The organism is Paracoccus thiocyanatus, assembly GCF_900156255.1.
Classification (GTDB): Bacteria; Pseudomonadota; Alphaproteobacteria; order Rhodobacterales; family Rhodobacteraceae; genus Paracoccus; species Paracoccus thiocyanatus.
The window spans coordinates 19,103-38,522 of the sequence record NZ_FTMK01000021.1; the positions used below are offsets into that span (position 1 = coordinate 19,103).

The following is a 19,420-nucleotide window of genomic DNA, read 5'->3' on the forward strand; positions in this document are numbered from 1 at the left end:
TTTCACAGGTGATGCGGGCGGCGTAACATGTCGCCCGCATGGCTGATCTTTTTGACTCCGCGCCCGCTTCGGGCGAATCTTCGCGCGCCGCGGCGCGCCCTTTGGCCGACCGGATCCGTCCGGCGCGGCTTGCCGATGTCGTGGGTCAGGGCAAGGTGCTTGGCCCCGATGGCCCGCTGGGGGCCATGCTGGCCGCGGGCAGCCTGTCCTCGCTGATCCTCTGGGGACCGCCGGGGGTCGGCAAGACCACCATCGCCCGCCTGCTGGCGCAGGAAACCGAACTGGCCTTCGTGCAGATCTCGGCGATCTTTTCCGGCGTGCCCGAACTGCGCAAGGTGTTCGAGGCCGCGCGCCTGCGCCGAAGCCAGGGCCGCGGCACGCTGCTGTTCGTGGACGAGATCCATCGCTTCAACAAGGCGCAGCAGGACAGCTTCCTGCCGCATATGGAGGACGGCACCATCACCCTGGTCGGTGCCACCACGGAAAACCCCAGTTTCGAATTGAACGCCGCGCTTCTGTCCCGCGCCCAGGTCATCGTGCTGGAGCGGCTGAGCCTTGCCGACCTGGAACGCCTGGCGCAGCGCGCCGAGCAAGAACTGGGCCGCGCCCTGCCGCTGACCGGCGAGGCCCGCGACCGGCTGCTGGAGATGGCCGATGGCGACGGCCGCGCTTGTCTGAACCTGATCGAGCAGGTGATGGCCTGGAAGGTCAAGGGCAAGCTTGACCCCGATCAGTTGGCGCAGCGGCTGATGCGGCGGGCGGCGAAATACGACAAGTCCGGGGACGAGCATTACAACCTGATCTCGGCGCTGCACAAATCGGTGCGCGGCAGCGACCCGGACGCGGCGCTTTACTGGCTGTCGCGGATGCTGGAGGGGGGCGAGGATCCGCGCTACCTGGCCCGCCGCCTGACCCGCATGGCGATCGAGGATATCGGCCTGGCCGATCCGGCGGCGCAGCGCCATTGCCTGGACGCCTGGGCGCTTTACGAACGCTTGGGTTCGCCCGAGGGGGAATTGGCGCTGGCCCAGGCCACGATCTATCTGGCGCTGGCGCCCAAGTCGAATGCCGGCTATGCCGCCTACAAGGCATCGCGCGACCTGGCGCGGCGTTCGGGCAGCCAGATGCCGCCGGCGCATATCCTGAACGCGCCGACCGGGCTGATGAAGGATCAGGGCTATGGCGCGGGCTACGCCTATGACCACGATGCCGAGGACGCCTTTTCCGGCCAGAACTATTTCCCCGACGGCATGAAGCGCCCGGTCTTCTACCTGCCCGTCGAACGCGGATTCGAGCGTGATCTGAAAAAGCGCGTTGAATGGTTCGCCGGGCTGCGTCAGAAGCGGCGGGCAGAGGACAAAGCATGACACAGATTTTCCTTCAGGTCGCATTGGGCGGGGCGATGGGTTCCGCGGCGCGCCATGGGGTCAATATCCTGGCCGGGCGGCTAAGCCCCGGCTTTCCCCTGGGCACGCTGGCCGTGAACATCGCCGGCTGCCTGGCCATGGGGCTTTTGGCCGCGGCGCTGGCGCATCGGGGCGGCCAGCACCTGGCGCCCTTTTTGCTGACCGGGGTCCTGGGCGGATTCACCACCTTTTCCGCCTTTGCCCTGGACAGCCTGACGCTGTGGGAACGCGGCGCCGCCGCCACCGCGCTTGGCTATGTCGCGGGCTCGGTCCTTTTGTCGCTGGCGGCGGTGATGGCCGGTCTGGCTTTGGGCCGGGGGCTTTTCGCATGAGCGGCGTGCAGACCATCCGCATCGGCGCGGACGAGGGCGAGCAGCGCATCGACCGCTGGCTGAAGAAGCGGTTCCCGCAGCTGACCCAGGGCGCGGTGGAAAAGATGTGCCGCACCGGGCAGTTGCGCGTCGATGGCGGCCGGGTCAAGGCCAATACCCGCATCGAGGCCGGGCAAGAGGTGCGCGTGCCGCCGCTGCCCGAAGGCGCGCCGCCCCCTGCCAAGCCGAAAGCCTCGGTCAAGCAGTCCGATGCCGAGATGATCCAGTCCTGCGTCTTGTGGCGCGACGAGCATATCATCGCGCTGAACAAGCCGCCGGGCCTGCCCTCGCAGGGCGGCTCGGGACAGGGCGACCGGCATGTGGACGGGCTGACCGCGGCCCTGATGTTCGGCTACAAGGACCGGCCGAAGCTGGTGCATCGGCTGGACAAGGACACGTCGGGGGTGCTGCTGCTGGCGCGCACCGACCGCATCGCGCGGGCGCTGTCCGAGGCGTTCCGCCACCGGCTGACCCGCAAGATCTATTGGGCCGCCGTGGCCGGCGTGCCGCATCCGCGCATGGGTTCGATCAAATACGGGCTGGTCAAGGCGCCGGGCCGCGGCCGGGGCGGCGAGGGCGAGAAGATGATCGCCGTCCACCCCTCGGCCCTGGCGACGACCGAAGGGGCCAAGCGCGCCCATACCGATTATGCCGTGCTGGATGCCTTGGGGGGCCGCGTTTCCTGGGTGGCGATGGTGCCCGTCACCGGCCGCACCCATCAGCTGCGCGCCCATATGGCCGAGATCGGCCACCCCATCGTCGGCGACGGCAAATATGGCGGCTCGGGCCAGGAAAACCTGGGCGATGGCTGGGGCGCGCAATTGGGCGGCGAGATCAGCCGCAAGCTGCACCTGCATGCGCGCATGATCCGCTTTGAGCATCCGATCACCAAGAAGCCGGTCTCGATCACCGCGCCCTTGCCCGATCACATGACGCGCACCTGGAAGACGCTGGGCTGGTCGGAAAACGACGTGCCCGAAGACCCCTTTGCCGAGACCGCATAGCCCCGTCATGAAACTGGTCATCTTCGACATCGACGGCACGCTGGTCGACAGCCAGCAGGAAATCACCCAGGCCATGAACCAGGCCGTGCTGGCCGCCGGCCTGCCCGAGATGGAGCCGGCGCGCATCCTGTCCATCGTCGGATTGTCGCTGCCGGTGGCGGTGGCGCAGCTTTTGCCGGGGGCGGGACCGGACCTGCACGAGCGCGTCGTGGCCGGCTATCGCGATTCCTTCATCGCCTCGCGCGCGGCGGGGCTGCTGCCGCCGCTTTATCCCGGCGCGCTGGATTGCCTGGATGCGCTGGCCGCGCGGGACCGGCTGCTTTTGGGCATCGCCACCGGCAAGCCGGCGCGCGGGCTGGCGGCGGTCCTGGATGCGCACGGGCTGACCGGGCGCTTCGTCACCCGGCAATCGGCCGACGGCCATCCCTCCAAGCCGCATCCGGCGATGCTGGAAAGTGCGCTTTTGGAAACCGGGGTGGCGGCGGGGCGCGCGGTCATGGTGGGCGATTCCACCTTTGACATGGAAATGGCGCGGGCGGCCGGGGTTGCCGGTTTCGGGGTCGGCTGGGGTTTTTGCCCGGTCGAACAGCTGCATGCCGCCGGGGCGCAGATGATCGCGCCGGATTATCCCGCCTTGACCCGCGCGCTGCTGGAGTGGGCCGATGAGTGAATGGAAGGCAAGGCGGTTCTGGACCCGCGCCACGGTCCGCGCCGACCAGGGCGGCTGGGGCGTGCTGCTGGACGATCGCCCCCTGCGCACGCCGGGCAAGCGGCCGCTGATCCTGCCGACCCAGGCGCTGGCCCAGGCGGTGGCGGACGAATGGCAGGCGGCGCCCCAGGTGATCGACCCCGGCGCCATGCCGCTGACCCGCGCCGCCAATTCGGCCCTGGAAAAGGTCGCGCCGCAAATCGACGCGGTGGCGGACAGCCTGGCCGAATATGGCGGCACCGACCTGCTGTGCTATCGCGCCGATGCGCCCGAGGCGCTGGTGCGCGCCCAGGCCGAGGGCTGGGATCCGCTGATCGACTGGGCCGCGACCGTGCTTCGCGCCCCCCTGCGCATCACCCATGGGGTGATCCCGGTGCCGCAGGACGCCGCCATGCTGCTGAAACTGCGCGCAGAAGTCGCAGCCCTGGACGCGTTCGGCCTGACTGCCCTGCACGACCTGGTGACGATCCCCGGCTCTTTGATCCTGGGGCTGGCGGTCATTCGCGGCCGGATCGACGCCGCCGCAGCCCATGCCCTGTCCCGGATTGACGAGGAATTTCAGGCGCAACGCTGGGGCCGCGACGACGAGGCCGACCAGGCCGCCGCAAACCGTCTGGCCGCGCTGCGCGATTCGGAACGGTTTTGGCATCTCAGCCGCGCGTGAAAGCGGCCGCGGGGTTCTTTCTTGACGCATGGCCCCCTATCGGCACAATACCGCTGATGGGGGCGCGCATTGCCCCTTGTTCATGCGGGCTCACCGGCAGTCCCTCCGACGGCCCATTCTGGGCGAGACCGGCTACAACAGTGGGGAAATCAATGAAGAAATCTGTATTCTTCGGCTCTGTGACCGCCGTCGCGCTGGCGGCTTCGGGCGCGCTGGCCGCGGAAGGCGACACGTTGAAAGAGGTCAAGGCCCGCGACGCGCTGAATTGCGGCGTGAATACCGGCCTGATCGGCTTTGCCGCCCCCGATGCCAATGGCAACTGGTCGGGCTTCGACGTGTCCTATTGCAAGGCGCTGGCGGCGGCGGTTCTGGGGGATGCCACCAAGGTCAAATACGTGCCGGTGACGGGCCAGACCCGCTTTACCGCGCTGTCCTCGGGCGAGGTGGACGTGCTGGCGCGCAACTCGACCTGGACCTTTCAGCGCGACACCGATCTCAAGCTGGATTTCATCGGCATCAACTATTACGACGGCCAGGGCTTCATGGTCCGCAAGGACCTGGGCGTTTCCTCGGCCAAGGAACTGAACGGCGCCACGATCTGCATCCAGACCGGCACCACGACCGAGTTGAACCTGGCCGATTACTTCAAGGCCAACAACATGGAATACCAGCCCGTCAATATCGACAGCAATGCCGAGGGCGAACAGCAATACATGGCCGGCGCCTGCGACGCCTATACGACCGACGCCTCGGGGCTGGCGGCGACGCGGGCAAGCTTTGCCGACCCGGAAAACCACATCATCCTGCCCGAGATCATTTCCAAGGAACCCCTGGGGCCGGCGGTGCGCCATGGCGACAACAACTGGGGCGACATCGCGCGCTGGACGCTTTACGCGCTGATCGCGGCCGAGGAATACGGCGTCACCTCGGCCAATATCGACGAATTGGCGAAATCCTCGAACAACCCCGAGGTCCAGCGCCTGCTGGGCACCACCGACGAGCTGGGCAAGATGATCGGGCTTGACGCCGAATGGGCGCGCCGCGCCATCAAGGCCAGCGGCAATTACGGAGAAATCTTCGCCGCCACCATCGGCGAGCAGACGCCCATCGGCCTGGCGCGCGGCTTGAACGCGCAATGGACCCAGGGCGGGCTGATGTATGCGATGCCTTTCCGGTAATCGCGACTGAAAAGAAAGGGCATGCGGGGGCGCATGCCCCCGCGCCCCCAGAACGAAAACCGGCAAGCCAGAGGCCCAAGGCCCGATCCATGTGCCGGACACAGGGGGTTGATACATGGTCACCTATACGGGGGCGGTTGATCCGCCGTTCCGCTTGTCGATGCTGATCTATGACCGGCGCTATCGGTCGCTGACGCTGCAAGCCATCGTCTTTATCCTGGTGATGCTGGCGGCAAGCTGGATCATCGACAACACGCTGAAAAACCTGGCCGACCTGGGCAAGACGCTTAGCTTCGACTTTCTGTTCCGGCGGGCCGGATACGATATTCCCCAGCAGCTTATCCCCTATAACTCGGACGACACGCATCTGCGCGCCGCCGTGGTCGGGCTGCTGAACACGCTTCTGGTCTCGGTGCTGGGCTGTATCGCGGCCACCGTGCTGGGCGTGGTGGCGGGGGTGTTGCGCCTGTCCTCGAACTGGCTGATCGCCCGGCTGATGACCGTCTATGTCGAGGTCTTTCGCAACATCCCGCTGTTGCTGTGGATCCTGGTCTGCCTGGCGCTTTTTACCGAGATCATGCCGCCCCCCAATGCCTATCGCGGCGAAAATCCGGCGGCCGGCATGATCCTGTTCGACATGGTCGCGCCGACCAACCGCTATACCGCCATCCCCTCGATCGGCATGACCAACCCGCCCGGCACCCTGGCGCTGGGGCGCGAGGGGATAAGTTGGGCGTTCATCGCCTTTGCCGTGGTCATCGCCGCGGCCCTAGCCGGGCGCCGCCTGCTGCGGTCCTGGGCGCGGCGGGTGCAGGACCAGACCGGCAAGCGGCCGACGACCTGGTGGATCAGCCTGGCGATGTTCGCGCTGCCGGTGCTGCTGCTGACCTGGTATTTCGGCCTGCACCTGATCCCGCCGGTGCTGCGCGGCTTCAACTTTGCCGATGGCATCAACCTGGACAATGCGCTGGTGGTGCTGTGGCTGGCGCTGACGCTTTACACCGGCGCCTTCATCGCCGAGATCGTGCGCGCCGGCATCCTGGCCGTCAGCCGCGGCCAGTCCGAGGCCGCCTTTGCCCTGGGCCTGCGCCCGCGCCGCACCATGTCGCTGGTGATCCTGCCGCAGGCGCTGCGGGTGATCGTGCCGCCGCTGATCTCGCAATACCTGAACCTGACCAAGAACAGCTCGCTTGCCATCGCCGTCGGCTACATGGACCTGCGCGGCACGCTGGGCGGCACGACGCTGAACCAGACCGGCCGCGAGATGGAGGCGATGGTGCTGATGATGGCGGTCTATCTGGCGCTCAGCCTGATCATCTCGGCCGGGATGAACATCTTCAACGTCCGCGTCAGGCTGAAGGAGCGGTGAGATGAGCGACACGCATTCCGAAACCGTCGCCTTCATGCGCGAAACCATGCTGCCGCCCCAGCCGCCGCCGCTGGCGCAATCGGGCGCAATCAGGTGGCTGCGCGAGAACCTGTTCTCGGGGCCGCTGAACATCGCGCTGACCTTGGTCGGGCTGGGCATCGTCTGGCTGCTGGTCGGCGCCGTGGGGCCGTGGCTCACGCATTCGGTCTGGAACGCCGGCAGCATGGCCGAATGCCGCCAGATCGTCGCCGAGACCTGGGGGCAGGGCGCCACCGGCGCCTGTTTCGCGCTGGTCAAGCATCGCTGGAACCAGTTCCTGTTCGGCTTCTATCCGCAGGCGCTTTACTGGCGCCCGGTCCTGGCCTTTGGCCTGCTGTTCCTGGCTTTGGCCCCGCTGCTGTTTTCCGAAAGCGCCAGGGCGCGGCGGGTGGTGCTGGGCCTGGCCCTGGTGCTGACGCTGGTCGTGTCGGCGGTGCTGGATGCGCCGGGGCCGGCGCTTGCCGGCATGGCGGTGGCGATGCTGGGCTGGGCCGCGCTGGTCGAGGCGCGGCCGCGCCCGGCCTTGCTGGCCAGCCTGGTCTATCCCTTTGCCGCGGCCTGGCTGCTTTGGGGCGGCTCGCTATGGACCGAGGCGATGGCGCTGGCCGGTTTTGCCATGGGCTTCGTGGTCTGGCGCGGGCTGGCGCGGTTCGGGCTTTTCGCCTTTGCCCTGGCGGTCGTGGCGGCCGCGGCCTGGTGGCTGCTGCTGGCCGGTCCTCTCGCCGCCGCGCTGGCGGGGGTGCTGCCCTTGCGCTTGCAGCCGGTTTCGTCGGACCAGTTCGGCGGCTTCGTGCTGTCGATCACCATCGGCGTCGCCGGCATCGCGCTCTCGCTGCCGCTGGGGGTGATCCTGGCGCTGGCGCGGCGGTCGGACCTGCCGGTCATCAAGGTGCTGGCGGTGATGTTCATCGAGTTCATCCGCGGCGTGCCGCTGATCACGCTGCTGTTCGTAGCCTCGCTGCTGCTGAACTATTTCCTGCCGCCGGGGACGAATTTCGACGTTATCCTGCGGGTGATCATCATGGTGACGCTGTTTGCCGCCGCCTATATGGCCGAGGTGATCCGCGGCGGGCTGGCGGGCCTGCCCAAGGGCCAATACGAGGCCGCAGACGCCCTGGGCCTGGACTATTGGAAGGCGCAGCGGCTGATCATCCTGCCGCAGGCGCTGAAGATCAGCATCCCCGGCATCGTCTCGACCTTCATCGGCATGTTCAAGGACACGACGCTGGTGGTCTTTGTCGGGCTTTACGACCCGCTCAAGGCCATGTCCGACACCATCCGCGCCAGCTTCGAATGGAAGGGCGCCTATTGGGAGCCCTATATCTTCGTCGGCGCGATCTTCTTCGTCCTGTGCTTCGGCATGTCGCGCTATTCCATGTATCTGGAACGGCGGCTGAAGCATGACCACCGTTAAGGAGGCGTGAGCATGCAGACAACCGCGATCCCCGCCATCGAATCCGATGCCGCCATCGAAATCGTCCGGCTGAACAAATGGTACGGCACCTTCCACGTCCTGCGCGACATCGACCTGACGGTGCGGCGGGGCGAGCGTATCGTCATCGCCGGGCCATCCGGCTCGGGCAAGTCGACGCTGATCCGCTGCATCAACCGGCTGGAGGAACACCAGTCCGGCAAGATCATCGTGGACGGGACCGAACTGACCCATGACCTGAAGAATATCGACAAGGTGCGGTCCGAAGTCGGCATGGTCTTCCAGCATTTCAACCTCTTCCCGCATCTGACCATCCTGGAGAACTGCACCCTGGCACCGATCTGGGTGCGCAAGGTCCCCCGGCGCGAGGCCGAGGAGACCGCGATGCATTTCCTGGAAAAGGTGCGCATCCCCGACCAGGCGCATAAATATCCCGGCCAGTTGTCGGGCGGCCAGCAGCAGCGGGTGGCGATTGCGCGGGCGCTGTGCATGCGGCCGCGGATCATGCTGTTCGACGAGCCGACAAGCGCGCTGGACCCCGAGATGATCAAGGAGGTCCTGGACACGATGATCGCCCTGGCCGAGGAAGGCATGACCATGATCTGCGTCACCCATGAGATGGGCTTCGCCCAGGCGGTCGCGCATCGGGTGATCTTCATGGACCAGGGCCAGATCGTCGAGCAGAACACCCCGGTGGAATTCTTCAACAATCCGCAGTCGGAGCGCAGCAGGCTGTTCCTGTCCCAGATCCTGGGGCACTGAACGGCGCGGTCGCCGGGGGACTTCGCGTCCCCCCGCCGCCGCTGGCGCGGCGGCCCCCCCTGCGGGATATTTCTTCACGGAAGATGCGCAAGGGGGCGGTTGCGGGCTGCGGCAGCGCCGGTCTATCCTGCCGCGGACCGCTTCGGAGATTTTACGATGAACCAGACCATTTTCCTTGTGCTCGGCCTTCTGGCGATTGCCGGCATCGGCTCGGTTGTAGCGAGCAACGATGACGACCAGGCGCCCGAGGGGGAACCGCTTGATCCCCGGCTTGAGGGGGGCAATATGATCGAGGGCGGCGCGGAGGCCGACGACATATCGGGCACGGATGACGGCGACAGCATCTTCGCGGACGGTCAGGACGAAGACAAGAGGATTGAGCCGGGCGGCAACGATACGGTCCGGGCTGGCGCCGGGGACGATGGCATCCACACCTGGAACGGCAACGACCAAGTGGATGGCGGGACGGGCGACGACCTGATCTATACCGGCCGCGGCGAGGATACGGTCAGCGCCGATCCGGGCGACGACGAGGTCTATCTTGGCATGGATGACGATCTTTACGGCGCCTATGACCTTGGCGCCGACGAGGGGGCGGATACGATCGACGGCGGCTCGGGCGATGACACCATCGTCACCAACCTGGGCGGGCATTCGATCCTGGGCGGGCTGGGCGACGACCGGATCGAGGATCACGGCGGTGCCGTCCATATCGACGGCGGAGAGGGCGACGACCTGATCCTGTCGCCCGACGCGTCCGACGCCGAGCGGCCCGACACGCTGCTGGGCGGCGAGGGCGAGGATACCATCCATGCCGGCGCGGGCGACATCGTCGATGGCGGCGAGGGGGCCGATGCGATCATGCTGCGCAGCGATGCCGGCGGCGCCGCCGATATCGTCCATGACGGCGCCGATGGCATCACCATTACCCTGGCCGAGGATTACGACGGCGCGGAAAGCTATGAACTTGTCCAGGATGGCGACGATGTGCGCATCGTCCTGGATGGCCAGGACCTGGCCATCCTGCGCGACGTCCTGGTCGAGAATGTGGGCAGCATCGAGTTGCTGCGCGAAGCCGCCGCGTCCTGATCTTTCGCGGCTTGCGGCCTTGGAAAAAAAAGGGCGCGCGGGCCTGGCCTGCGCGCCCCTTGCGGGTCTTTTCCGGCCGAAAGCGGTTCAGATCGCGGTCTTGCGCGATTCTTCCAGGTAGATTTCGCGCAGCCGCGTCGCGACCGGGCCGGGCCGGCCATCGCCCAGCGTGGCGCCGTCCACCTCGACCACCGGCATCACGAAGGCCGAGGCCGAGGTGGAGAAGGCTTCGTCCGCCTCCTGTGCCTCGGCGATGGTGAAGGGGCGTTCCTCGATCTGCATCTGCGCCTCGGCGGCATAGCGCAGAAGCGAGGCGCGGGTGATGCCGTGCAGGATGTCGTTGGACAGCGGCCGGGTGATGATGCGGCCGCCCTTGACGATATAGGTGTTGTTCGAGGTGCCTTCGGTCACCAGGCCGTCCTCGGTGAACCAGGCGTCGTCGACGCCCTGGCGCTTGGCCTCCATCTTGGCCATCGAGGGGTAGAGCAGTTGCACCGTCTTGATGTCGCGCCGGTGCCAGCGCAGGTCGGGGATCGAGATCACCCGGATGCCGGTTTTCGCCTGCGGATTGTCGGCAAGACCGGGCTTGGACTGGGTAAAGATGACCACGGTCTGCGGCGTGCCTTGCGGCGGATAGGCGAAGTCGCGGTCGCCGGGATTGCCGCGGGTGACTTGCAGATAGACCATGCCTTCGGTCACGTCGTTCAGTTCCAGCAGCTTGCGATGCGCGGCCAGCCATTCCTCGTCGCTGAGCGGGTTGTCCATGCCAAGTTCCGCCAGCGACCGGGTCAGCCGGGTCACATGGCCGGGGAAATCCAGCAACCGGCCGTCAAGCACGCTCGTCACTTCATAGACGCCGTCGCCCATCACGAAGCCGCGGTCGAAGATCGAGACCTTGGCTTCGGTTTCCGGCACGTAGTCGCCATTCAGATAGACGGTGCGGGTCATGTCGTTTCTCCTGTCCCAGGGGCTTGCCAAGGCGGTCCTGCGCCGAAAGCCGCAGGTCGTCAAGACGGGCTTGGGGATGACGCGGTTTTCGCGGCTGCAAAATCAGCTTGATGCAGGCGCAGCAATTATCTATCAGTTTCCCAGCATCGTTTTGAAACATCCTTACCGAAAGGCAAGCCATGTCCTTCCGTCCGCAACCGCCCGCGCCCGCCCGCCTGAATCGCTGCCAGCTATTCGGACCCGGTTCGCGCGCGGCGCTGTTCGAAAAGATGGCCGGCTCGGCTGCCGATGTCGTCAACCTGGATCTTGAGGATTCGGTGGCGCCCGATGACAAGGCGCAGGCGCGAAAGAACGTGATCCAGGCCATCGGCGACATCGACTGGGGGGGCAAGACCCTGTCGGTCAGGATCAACGGGCTGGACACGCCCTGGTGGTATCGCGACGTGGTGGACCTGCTGGAACAGGCGGGCGAGCGGCTGGACCAGATCATGATCCCCAAGGTCGGGAATGCCGCCGACATCTATGCCGTGGACGCGCTGGTCAGCGCCGTCGAGGCGGCCAAGGGGCGCGAGAAGCGCATCGGGCTGGAGGTGATCATCGAATCCGCCGCCGGCATCGCCCATGTCGAAGAGATCGCGGCATCCTCGCCCCGCTTGCAGGCGATGAGCCTGGGCGCGGCCGATTTCGCCGCCAGCATGGGCATGGCCACCACCGGCATCGGCGGCACCCAGGAAAGCTATTACATGCTGCATGAGGGCGCGAAATACTGGTCCGATCCCTGGCATTGGGCGCAGACCGCCATCGTCGCCGCCTGCCGCACCCATGGCGTGCTGCCGGTGGACGGCCCCTTTGGCGATTTCAGCGATGACGAGGGCTTCCGGGCGCAGGCCCGCCGCTCGGCCACGCTGGGCATGGTCGGGAAATGGGCGATCCATCCCAAGCAGGTGGCGCTGGCCAACGAGGTCTTCTCGCCCAGCGAAAAGGCCGTGACCGAGGCGCGCGAGATCCTGGCGGCGATGGAGGAAGCCAAGCGGACCGGCGCCGGCGCGACGGTATACAAAGGTAGACTGGTTGACATCGCGTCGATTCGTCAGGCAGAAGTGATCGTGCGTCAGGCAGAATTGATCAGCGCCTGAGCAGATCGAACACGCCAGACCGGCACATGAGATACCTGGGCGGCTATGCGGGGAGGCAGGCCGCCATGCCAGGGGAGGAGCAACAGGCCCTGCGGCTGCGCAGGGCCTGTTGTCATTCGGCGCCAGCGCCTTGGCGGGCGGTGGCTGACCGGCCCGGATTCGCGAATGCTTCAGGCCCGCGCGCGGGATGCGCGCAACCGGCCGCTATGACGGCGCGGGCGTGGCAGCGGTCTTGTCCGCCTGGGCCGGTGCCTGCCATTCGGCCGGGATGCGCGGGGCCGCGGCCAGCAGGCTTTGCGTATAGGGATGCTGCGGGCGGTCCAGGACCGCATGGGTGGGGCCGCTTTCGACGATGCGGCCCTTTTGCATGATCATCACCCGGTCGGTGATCTGGCGCACCACCGACAGGTCGTGGCTGATGAACAGATAGGCCAGCCCGTGGCTGCGCCGCAACTGCGCCAGCAGGTCCAGCACCTGCGCCCGCACCCGCACGTCCAGCGCGCTGACCGCCTCGTCCAGAACGATCAGCCTCGGCTTGATGATCAGCGCGCGGGCGATGGCGATGCGCTGGCGCTGGCCGCCGGAAAATTCATGGATGTGGCGGTGCAGGGCATCGCCGGGGATGTCGACCTCGAACAGGGCTTCGGCCACCTGTTCGCGCCAGTCGCGGGGCCGGCCGGTCAGGTGAAAGGGCTCGGCCAGCAGCCGCTCGACCCGCCAGCGCGGATCGAAGCTGCCGAACGGGTCCTGGAACACCGCCTGCATGCGGGCGCGCAAGGCGCGCGGCATGGTGCGGCCGGCGCGGATATCCTGTCCCTCGAAGCGGATGCCGCCGCCTTGCAGCGGGTCAAGGCTCAGGATCGCCCGCGTCAGCGTCGATTTCCCGCAGCCGGATTCGCCGACCAGCCCAACCGATTCCCCGGCGTCGATGCGAAAGCTGACGCCGTCCACCGCCCGCAGGCTTTCGCGCCGCCCGGTCAGGCCGCGGCGGGGCAGGGGGTATTCGCGCACCGCCCCCGTGACCTGCAACAGCGGCCGCGGTTCGGTGCTGGGCAGCACCAGCCGCGGCTGGTGGGTCGAGGCGGCGAACAGCGCGCGGGTATAGGCGTGGCGCTGCTGGCGGAAGACCTGCTCGGTCGGGCCCTGCTCGACGATGGCGCCGCGCTGCATGACCGCCACCTGGTCGGCGATGCCGGCGACCACCGCAAGGTCGTGGGTGATCAGCAGCAGCGCCATCCCCTCGTCCCGGACCAGCCCGCGCAGCAGGTCAAGGATGCGGGCCTGCGTGGTCACGTCCAGCGCCGTCGTCGGCTCGTCCGCGATCAGCAGGTCGGGGCGCAGGGCGATCGCCAGAGCGATGGCGACGCGCTGGCGCTGGCCGCCGGAAAGCTGATGCGGATAAAGCGTCAGCGGAAAGCGCGGCGTGGTCAGGCCGACGCGGTCCAGCCGGTCGCGGGCATGATCCAGCGCCGCCCGGCGGTCCAGGCCCTGGTGGATGCGCAGCACCTCGGCCACCTGGTCGCCGATGGTCATCAGCGGGTTCAGCGCCGTCATCGGTTCCTGGAAGATCATGCCGATGCGCCTGCCGCGGATGCGGCACAGCGCGCGCTCGGGCAGGTCCAGCAGGTTCTGGCCGTCCAGGTCCACCCGCCCGCTGGCCCGCATGCCCTGGGGCAGCAAGCCCATGATCGCCAGCGCCGCCATCGACTTGCCCGAGCCGCTTTCGCCGACCAGCCCGGTGATCCGGCCGGGCGGCAGCGCCAGGTCGATGCCGCGCAGGATGTCATGCGCCCCGATCTCGACCGAAAGGTCGCGCGCCTGGATCATGGCGACCTGCGCAGCCGCGGGTCCAGCGCGTCGCGCAACCCGTCGCCCAAAAGGTTCAGCCCCAGCACCGTCACGACGATGGCCAGGCCGGGGATGATGGCGACATGCGGGGCCAGCGCCACCATGGTCTGCGCCTCGGCCAGCATCCGGCCCCAGCTTGGCGTCGGCGGCTGCGCGCCCAGGCCGACATAGGACAGCCCCGCCTCGGCCAAAATCCCCAGGCTGAACTGGATGGTGCCCTGCACGATCAGCAGGTTGGCGATATTGGGCAGGATGTGCTGGATGCTGATCCGGGTCGCGCCCTTGCCGGCGACCTGCGCCGCGCGGATATAGTCCAGCGTCCAGATCGGCAGTGCGCCCCCGCGGGTGACGCGGGCAAAGACCGGGATGTTGAAGATGCCGATGGCGATGATCGCGTTCAGCGCCGACGGCCCCAGCGCCGCGGTGATCAGGATGGCGATGACCAGGCTGGGAAAGGCAAAGACCAGGTCGTTGCCGCGCATGACCACCTCGTCCAGCCAGCCGCCACGCGCCGCGGCAAGCAGGCCCAGCGGCACGCCGAAGCCCATGCCGATGCCGACCGCCACCAGCGCCACCGCGATCGAGATGCGCGCGCCGACCATGATCATCGACAGCATGTCGCGGCCGAAATGATCGGTGCCCAGCCAATGCTGGCCCGAGGGCGGCAGCAGCTTTTGCGCGATGGCAAGCTGGGTCACGTCCGCCGGCGTCCACAGGAACGAAACCAGCGCCCCGATCAGCGCCAGCCCGGACAGCAGCGCGCCCAGGATCAGCGCCGCCCTCATGCGCGCAGCCTGGGATCGGCCAGGGCATAGGACAGGTCGACCAGGAACGTGACCAGGATCACCGCCGCGACCAGCACCAGCACCGCGCCCTGCACCACGATCAGGTCGCGCTGGGTGATGGCCTGGAAGATCAGCCGGCCAAGGCCGGGCAGGTAGAACACGTTCTCGATGATGATCGCCCCGGCCAGCAGAAAGGAAAACTGCATCCCCAGGATGGTCAGCACGGGGATCAGCGCGTTGCGCAGCGCATGGCGGCGCAGCGCCTGCCCCGCGCTCAGCCCCTTGGCGCGGGCGGTGCGGATATAGTCCTGGCCCAGCGTGTCCACCAGGGCCGAGCGCAGGACGCGCGCCAGGATCGCCGCCTGCGGCAGGGCCAGCGCCGCGGCGGGCAGCAGCAGCGATTTCAGCGCCGCGGCGGGATGGTCCCAGCCGGGAAAGCCGCCGGCGGGCAGCCAGCGCAGGTTCACCGCGAACAGCAGCACCAGCAGCATGGCGAACCAGAAATTCGGCAGCGCGATGCCGATCTGCACCGTCGCCATGACCGCCGTGTCGCCCGCCCGCCCGCGCCTTGCGGCGGCGAACATGCCGATGGGCAGCGCGACCGCCGCCGCCAGCACCAGGGCCAGCAGCGCCAGCGGCAGCGATACCTGCATCCGGTCCAGGATCATCCCCGCCACGGGCGTCTTGTAGGTGAAGCTGTGGCCCAGGTCGCCCGTCGCCACGCCCCCCAGCCAATGCAGGTAGCGCAGCGGCAAGGGCAGGTCCAAGCCCATCTGCTGGCGCAGCGCCGCCAGGGTTTCGGGCTGCGCGCCTGTGCCCAGCATGAAGCTGGCCGGGTCGCCCGGCACCAGCTCCACCACCGAAAAGATCAGCGCCGAGGCCAGAAGCAGGCTCAGGCCAAGCGAGATCAGGCGGCGGATCACATAGCGCAGCATGGGCAGACGCTAGTGTGGCTTGCCGCGCCGGTAAAGCGGCTTTGGCCGTCAGGGCACCTCGATCTTGCCGATCAGCGGCACGTCGTCGTCCAGACTGACGGTGTGGCGCTCGATCATGCGGTGGACGGTGGGCGGGGCAAGGCCGCGATGCAGCCGGTTCAGATCCTCGAAGTTCTGGAAATCGGCCTTGGTGCGGCGCAGGTTGTGGCGCACATATTCGTCCCAGGTGGCGATATGATAGCTTTCGGTCCAGTGCCGGGGGTGTTCCAGGTCGCGCAGCAGCGCCCAGTTGCGCGCCCCGTCGCGGCGGCGCACATTGCGGCGCAGCGCCATCAGGCGCAAGAAGTCCGGCACGTCCTTCTGGTCGATCTCGTAATCCACCATGATCATGATCGGCCCCGAGCGGCCGCGCAGGTCCAGCGCCAGTTCCGGCTCGCGGAAGCGGTTCAGCGGGTCCAGGTCCAGGGTGGCGAATTCCGGGATGCGCAGCCAGTGCCCCAGCACCGCGCCCAGAAACAGCGGCAGCGCCGCCGCGACCAGCGCCGTGTCCAGGTCATAGCTGTTGGCGACCGCGCCCCAGGTCCAGCTTCCCGCCGCCATGCCGCCGAAGACCGCCGTCTGGTACAGCGCCAGGGCGCGCGCCACCACCCATCGCGGCGTCGAAAGCTGGACGGTGACGTTGAACAGCGACAGCGCCAGCACCCAGCTTGCGCCCGCCGGCAGCAGGGCCAGCCCGTGCAGCCAGGTGCTTTCGGTCAGCGCCAGCATCAGCGCCGAGCCGCCGAAGGCGGCAAAGGCGACGCGCACCACGTTTTCATTGTCCAGCCGCTCGCGCACCAGCGGATTGATCACCGCGCCCAGGATGGCGCCCAGCCCAAAGCAACCCAGCAGCAGCCCGAACAGCAACGATCCGCCCGAAGGGTTCTGCTTGGCCACCACCGGCAGCAAAGCCAGCACGACGATGGCGGAAAACCCGAACAGCGCCCCGCGCGACAGCACCCGCACCAGGTTCGGCGACAGCGCCACATAGCGCAGCCCGGCGCCGACCGCGGCGACGAAGGGCTCGGGCGTCGTGGTGCGGGCCGGCGTGACCGGCCGCCAGCGCAACAGCGCCCCCAAAAGCGGGGCATAGCTCAGCGCATTCAGGCCAAAGGCCGCCGCCGCGCCGAAGGCGGCGGTGATGATGCCGCCCACCGCCGGCCCGACCGAGCGCATCAGGTTGAAGCCGACCGAGTTCAGCGTGACCGCCGCCGGCAGGTCCTCGCGCGGGACCAGGTCCTGCATGCTTGCCTGCCATGGCGGGTTGTAGATCGCCTGTCCGACGCCGATCAGGAAGGTCAACGACAAAAGCAGCAGCGGCGTCATCCAGCCCTGCCAGGTCAGAACCGCCAGCAGGACCGAGACCAGGGCCATGAAGATCTGCGCCCCCAGCAACAGGGTGCGGCGGTCGAAAATATCCGCCATGGCCCCCGACAGCAGGGCGAACAGCATGATCGGCAGCGTGTTCGACGCCTGCACCAGCGCAACCAGCGTGGCGGAATCGGTCAGTTGCGTCATCATCCAGGCTGCGCCCACCGCCTGGACCAGCCCGCCGAAATTCGAAATCAGCGTGGCCGACCACAGCAGGCGGAAGTCGGGGCGGCGCAGCGGGGCGAAGGGGCTTTTGCGGGCAGGGATGGGCATGACCTGAAACCTGGGGGCGCGCGCGCAGGCACGCGGCGCGTCTGGGGGGTGAGGGCGAGCTTAGGACACAGCCCCGCCCGGCTGCAATCGGGGCGGGGCGATTCTTTCCAGATGGCGCAGTTCTTCCGCTTTTATAGCCAAACGCCGATGTTTATTCGACAGTGGCGCATATTATCGCAGGTTTCTTCCATCATTCGGCCATTGCAAGCACGAAATCGGGATTTCATTTCTGAACTGGCTGGTATTTTGGTGCCCGACTTGATCAGGGGGGCGCGCGAATAATGAAAGTCATCGTTCTTGGAGCCGGGGTGCTGGGCGTCACCTCGGCCTGGTATCTGGCCAAGGCCGGGCACGAGGTCACGGTGATCGACCGGCAGCAGGGGCCGGCGCTGGAAACCAGTTTTGCCAATGCCGGCGAGATTTCTCCCGGCTATTCCTCGCCCTGGGCGGCGCCGGGCGTGCCGCTGAAGGCGCTGAAATGGATGTTCCAGCGCCATGCGCCGCTGGTCTTGCAGCCGCGGCTGGACTGGCCGCGAGTCGCATGGATGGCGCGGATGCTGGGCAACTGCACCGCCTCGGCCTATGCGGTGAACAAAAGCCGCATGGTGCGGCTGGCCGAATACAGCCGCGATTGCCTGGCCGAACTGCGGGCCGAAACCGGCATCCGCTATGACGAACGCAGCCAGGGCACGCTTCAGCTCTTTCGCAAGCAGCAGCAGCTTGACGCCGCGGGCAAGGATATCGAGGTGCTGAAGGCCGACGGCGTTCCTTTCGAGGTCCTGGACCGCGACGGCTGCATCCGGGCCGAGCCGGGACTGGCACATGCGAGCGACCGCATCGTCGGCGGGCTGCGCCTGCCGGGGGACGAGACGGGGGATTGCTTCTTGTTTACCACCCGCCTGGCCGAGATGGCGCAGGCGGCGGGCGTGACCTTCCGCTGGGGCGTTACCGTCGAGGCGCTGGAGGCCGAGGGCGGCCGCATCGCCGCCCTGCGCACCGACCGCGGCCGGCTGACCGCCGATCGCTATGTGCTGGCCATGGGTCCCCATTCGCCGCAGATGGTGCGGCATCTGGGTATCCGCCTGCCGATCTATCCGCTCAAGGGCTATTCGCTGACCATCGACATCCGCGACGAAAGCCGCGCGCCGGTCTCGACGGTGATGGACGAAACCTACAAGATCGCGATCACCCGGCTGGGCGACCGCATCCGCGTGGGCGGGCTGGCCGAGATCGCCGGCTATGACCTGAGCCTGAACCCGCGCCGGCGGGATACGCTGGCGAAATCGGTGGACGAATTGTTCGGGGGCGCAGGCGATGCGCGGCAGGCGCTGTTCTGGACCGGATTGCGGCCGATGACGCCGGACGGCACCCCGATCGTCGGCGCGACGCCGATTCCGAACCTGTATCTCAACACCGGGCACGGCACCTTGGGCTGGACCATGTCGGCGGGTTCGGGGCGGTTGATCGCCGATCTGATTTCCGGGCGCGGACCCGATATCGCGGCCGAGGATCTGGGCTATGCCCGCTATCTGCGCGGCGCCAGGGCGGCGCCCCTGACGGGGGCGCAGGCGGCGCGCGCCTGACGAAAGGCGCAAGGCATGGGAAAAAGGGGCCTTGGCGGCCCCTTTTTGCGTTGGTTTCCTCACGCCTGCCGGATAAGCCGCAGCACCACCAGCAGGATCACCGCGCCGATGGTGGCAAAGATGATCGTGCCCAGGATCGGCGCGGATGCGCCCATGCCCAGGCCCAGCATGGGAAACAGCCAGCCGGCAATGACGGCGCCCAGGATGCCGACGACGATGTTCATCAGCAGGCCCTGGCTGTGGCCCTTGACGATCAGGCCGGCAAGCCAGCCGGCGATCGCGCCGATGATAAGAGTGACAAGCAAGGCGGTCAGGGTCATGAAAAGCTTCCTTTCCTTGCGGGGTTGCGGCACTTGGCCGATGCGGCAAGGCAACGTCGCCCGCCGGTTGCGGGTTCCGAACCGACTGGTTTTGTCGCCGCCCCTGCGGAAAAACCCGCCTTTGCGTAACAGTTCGGCAACGATTGCGCTGTGGCGCGG

At 67.5% G+C, this 19,420-nt stretch carries 19 protein-coding genes; 13 read left to right on the top strand and 6 right to left on the bottom strand.

Going from position 1 to position 19,420, the window contains the following annotated elements:
* Window positions 1-38: 38 nt before the first annotated feature.
* The 10 genes from F3H32_RS13895 (at window position 39) to F3H32_RS13940 (ending at window position 10,023) form a co-directional block, all read left to right on the top strand.
* A complete protein-coding gene (locus F3H32_RS13895; RefSeq protein WP_149766349.1) occupies window positions 39-1,367 on the top strand; it encodes a replication-associated recombination protein A in 1,329 nt (442 codons plus the stop codon).
* The gene (gene crcB / locus F3H32_RS13900; protein WP_149766350.1) at window positions 1,364-1,738 is read left to right on the top strand and encodes a fluoride efflux transporter CrcB; all 375 of its coding nucleotides are present in this window, start codon (window positions 1,364-1,366) and stop codon (window positions 1,736-1,738) included. Before F3H32_RS13895 ends, crcB begins: the two co-directional genes overlap by 4 nt.
* Window positions 1,735-2,781, top strand: a complete 1,047-nt coding sequence (locus F3H32_RS13905; protein ID WP_149766351.1) for an RluA family pseudouridine synthase — start codon at window positions 1,735-1,737, stop codon at window positions 2,779-2,781. Before crcB ends, F3H32_RS13905 begins: the two co-directional genes overlap by 4 nt.
* A gap of 7 nt (window positions 2,782-2,788) precedes the next feature.
* Window positions 2,789-3,451: an HAD-IA family hydrolase gene (locus F3H32_RS13910; RefSeq protein ID WP_149766352.1), complete on the top strand. Its 663-nt coding sequence runs from the start codon at window positions 2,789-2,791 to the stop codon at window positions 3,449-3,451.
* Window positions 3,444-4,154 carry an ATP12 family chaperone protein gene (locus tag F3H32_RS13915; RefSeq protein WP_149766353.1) on the top strand — a complete coding sequence of 237 codons (711 nt, stop codon included), beginning with the start codon at window positions 3,444-3,446 and terminating at the stop codon, window positions 4,152-4,154. Before F3H32_RS13910 ends, F3H32_RS13915 begins: the two co-directional genes overlap by 8 nt.
* A gap of 152 nt (window positions 4,155-4,306) precedes the next feature.
* Window positions 4,307-5,332 (top strand): amino acid ABC transporter substrate-binding protein, encoded by a 1,026-nt coding sequence (locus F3H32_RS13920; protein WP_115754144.1) that lies wholly within the window; start codon window positions 4,307-4,309, stop codon window positions 5,330-5,332.
* Window positions 5,333-5,447: 115 nt separating this feature from the next.
* On the top strand, window positions 5,448-6,701 hold the full coding sequence (locus F3H32_RS13925; RefSeq protein WP_149766354.1) for an amino acid ABC transporter permease: 1,254 nt from the start codon (window positions 5,448-5,450) through the stop codon (window positions 6,699-6,701).
* 1 nt (window position 6,702) lies between these two features.
* Window positions 6,703-8,154: an amino acid ABC transporter permease gene (locus F3H32_RS13930; RefSeq protein ID WP_149766355.1), complete on the top strand. Its 1,452-nt coding sequence runs from the start codon at window positions 6,703-6,705 to the stop codon at window positions 8,152-8,154.
* Window positions 8,155-8,166: 12 nt separating this feature from the next.
* Complete coding sequence (locus F3H32_RS13935; RefSeq protein ID WP_149766356.1) at window positions 8,167-8,934, top strand: amino acid ABC transporter ATP-binding protein; 768 nt, start codon at window positions 8,167-8,169, stop codon at window positions 8,932-8,934.
* Between the two features lie 156 nt (window positions 8,935-9,090).
* A complete protein-coding gene (locus tag F3H32_RS13940; protein ID WP_223191458.1) occupies window positions 9,091-10,023 on the top strand; it encodes a calcium-binding protein in 933 nt (310 codons plus the stop codon).
* An 87-nt stretch (window positions 10,024-10,110) separates the two neighbouring features.
* On the opposite strand, the gene F3H32_RS13945 is transcribed toward F3H32_RS13940, so the two are convergent.
* A complete protein-coding gene (locus tag F3H32_RS13945) occupies window positions 10,111-10,971 on the bottom strand; it encodes a D-amino-acid transaminase (RefSeq protein WP_149766358.1) in 861 nt (286 codons plus the stop codon).
* Between F3H32_RS13945 and F3H32_RS17945 the strand changes: the two genes are divergently transcribed.
* Entirely contained in the window at window positions 10,970-11,281 is a 312-nt protein-coding gene (locus tag F3H32_RS17945) for a hypothetical protein (protein WP_223191460.1), read from the top strand. The genes F3H32_RS13945 and F3H32_RS17945 overlap by 2 nt on opposite strands.
* Complete coding sequence (locus F3H32_RS13950) at window positions 11,187-12,107, top strand: L-malyl-CoA/beta-methylmalyl-CoA lyase (RefSeq protein ID WP_223191459.1); 921 nt, start codon at window positions 11,187-11,189, stop codon at window positions 12,105-12,107. The genes F3H32_RS17945 and F3H32_RS13950 overlap by 95 nt, the downstream gene beginning before the upstream one ends.
* 204 nt (window positions 12,108-12,311) lie before the next feature.
* On the opposite strand, the gene F3H32_RS13955 is transcribed toward F3H32_RS13950, so the two are convergent.
* The 4 genes from F3H32_RS13955 to F3H32_RS13970 are packed head-to-tail and all read right to left on the bottom strand — an operon-like array spanning window position 12,312 to window position 17,358.
* Entirely contained in the window at window positions 12,312-13,934 is a 1,623-nt protein-coding gene (locus tag F3H32_RS13955; protein ID WP_149766360.1) for an ABC transporter ATP-binding protein, read from the bottom strand.
* A complete protein-coding gene (locus F3H32_RS13960) occupies window positions 13,931-14,740 on the bottom strand; it encodes an ABC transporter permease (protein ID WP_149766361.1) in 810 nt (269 codons plus the stop codon). The genes F3H32_RS13955 and F3H32_RS13960 overlap by 4 nt, the downstream gene beginning before the upstream one ends.
* Complete coding sequence (locus F3H32_RS13965; RefSeq protein ID WP_149766362.1) at window positions 14,737-15,675, bottom strand: ABC transporter permease; 939 nt, start codon at window positions 15,673-15,675, stop codon at window positions 14,737-14,739. The genes F3H32_RS13960 and F3H32_RS13965 overlap by 4 nt, the downstream gene beginning before the upstream one ends.
* 48 nt (window positions 15,676-15,723) lie before the next feature.
* Entirely contained in the window at window positions 15,724-17,358 is a 1,635-nt protein-coding gene (locus tag F3H32_RS13970) for an MFS transporter (protein ID WP_149766363.1), read from the bottom strand.
* A gap of 281 nt (window positions 17,359-17,639) precedes the next feature.
* Here F3H32_RS13970 and F3H32_RS13975 point away from each other — a divergent pair, with 281 nt between their 5' ends.
* Window positions 17,640-18,941 carry a D-amino acid dehydrogenase gene (locus tag F3H32_RS13975; protein WP_149766364.1) on the top strand — a complete coding sequence of 434 codons (1,302 nt, stop codon included), beginning with the start codon at window positions 17,640-17,642 and terminating at the stop codon, window positions 18,939-18,941.
* A 59-nt stretch (window positions 18,942-19,000) separates the two neighbouring features.
* Here the strand turns inward: F3H32_RS13975 and F3H32_RS13980 are convergent, their stop codons facing one another.
* Window positions 19,001-19,261, bottom strand: coding sequence for a GlsB/YeaQ/YmgE family stress response membrane protein (locus tag F3H32_RS13980; protein WP_149766365.1), 261 nt, complete (start codon window positions 19,259-19,261; stop codon window positions 19,001-19,003).
* Window positions 19,262-19,420 lie beyond the last annotated feature (159 nt).